The sequence below is a fragment of the Pseudoduganella rivuli genome (assembly GCF_009674485.1).
GTDB classification, from domain to species: domain Bacteria; phylum Pseudomonadota; class Gammaproteobacteria; order Burkholderiales; family Burkholderiaceae_D; genus Rugamonas; species Rugamonas rivuli_B.
The window spans coordinates 1-1677 of the sequence record NZ_WKJJ01000055.1 but is presented as its reverse complement, the minus strand read 5'-3'; the positions used below and the strand labels follow the sequence as shown (position 1 = coordinate 1677).

General features: G+C 56.5%; 1 protein-coding gene. It reads left to right on the top strand.

The window, feature by feature from the left end; genetic code table 11:
- Positions 1–87 precede the first annotated feature (87 nt).
- On the top strand, positions 88–1236 hold the full coding sequence (locus tag GJ700_RS34645; protein ID WP_154382788.1) for an IS110 family RNA-guided transposase: 1149 nt from the start codon (positions 88–90) through the stop codon (positions 1234–1236).
- Positions 1237–1677 lie beyond the last annotated feature (441 nt).

Genomic DNA, 1677 nt, shown 5'->3' with positions numbered 1-1677 from the left:
GTAGAACCTATGATGTAAAAGAAAGAGCCGTCGGCATAACGATTTCCTAAACTGGAGGTGCTAACCAATCCAAATAAGGGGATCATCATGCAAACGGCTCAAACTCATTTTACGTCGATTGAATTGATTTTGGCAGTTGCGCTGGAGCTGGCGAGCAACAGTTGGAAGGTTGCGATTCAGGATGGACAGCGTGCCAAGGCATCGGTGCACACAGTCAGTGCCAAAGAACCGCTGGAACGGCTGCTGCAGGTGCTCGATGCGGTGAGCCGGATGCGTGAAAAGTGGGGCTTGCCCGAGAATATCCGCATCGTGTTCATGTACGAGGCCGGGCAGGATGGTTTCTGGATAGCGCGTGCATTGACCGATCGCGGTTTCGAAGCGCATGTGGTCAATCCGAGCGGCATACCGGTGGAAAAGCAAGCCAAGCGGGCGAAAACAGACCGGCTTGACGCGATCATGCTGGTGGAACGGCTGCGCAGTTGGCTGCGGGGTGAGCTTTCGAAAATGCACATGGTGCATATTCCATCGCCGGAGGCTGAGGCGCAGCGGCACCTGATCCGGGATCGCGGGGAGCTGCAAAAAGAGATTAACCAGCACCTGGACCGGATTCGCAAGCTGTTGCGGACGCAAGGGACATGGCTGCAAGTGAATGACAGCGAGCTTGAAAAACTGGTGACCAATCAGGTGCGCTGTTACGACGGCGCCTTGCTGCCAGCGGAAATGCTCAGCCGGTTCCAGCGGGAAGTTGAACGTTTAAAGCTGGCAAGGCGGCAATTCGACGAGCTCAATGAAACCATAGAGCAACAACTGCCGGAACCAGTGCGAGAGCGCATTGCAACGCTGCAACGCCTGAAGGCGGTTGGACCGGTCAGTGCAAGAAGACTGGTTCTGGAGCTGTTCTGGCGCCACTTCCAGAACCGGAAGCAGGTCGGGGCCTGCGTTGGACTGTGCCCGATGCCTTATGACAGCGGAAAGAGCAAACAAGACCAGGGCATCAGCAAAGCCGGCGCCGCCAAGGTACGTGCCTTGCTCATTGAACTGGCGTGGGGCTGGTTACGGCATCAGCCGCAAAGCGAGCTGGCAACTTGGTTCAAGCACCGAACCTTGGGAACCGGGCAAAACAAACGAATGCGCCGCGTCGCGATCGTAGCAGTGGCGCGAAAGCTGACGATCGCTCTGTGGCAGTACCTGGAGCATGGTGCAATACCAGCCGGAGCAATGTTAAAAGCAGGTTGAACAGAACCGAGCCATCAGCCTGACCGACGGGCCAGGCCGGTAAGGTGGAAGTGAACAAACCCGTAAGCCGCCCTGGTTGCCACAGCAACCGTCAATAGTAGAAGGGGTTTGTTGGAATCGAGGTCCCTGAACGCATAGCGCATGCAGGTTCTGGCTGGCAAAGACCAGCGGATAGAAGGTGGTAAGGCGTCAGCCTTACGATAAGAGACCGAGAGCTTTCGCCTGAATTGGCCCAGCAGAATGGTGGTGGCAGTAGCGCAAACAGGTCGGTATGGTGGCAAGGCTAAAACCGTGCCTTGCCACCATACCTCAGCGTAATGCCGGCTGCCCCGGCGTCAAGGAAGATACACCCTTGACCCCGGGCCAGTCGGCGAATAGGCGGAGCACAGTTTGGAAAGAATTTGCTGACGTACCTGGACAAACTTCATAGAAGGGCGGCTT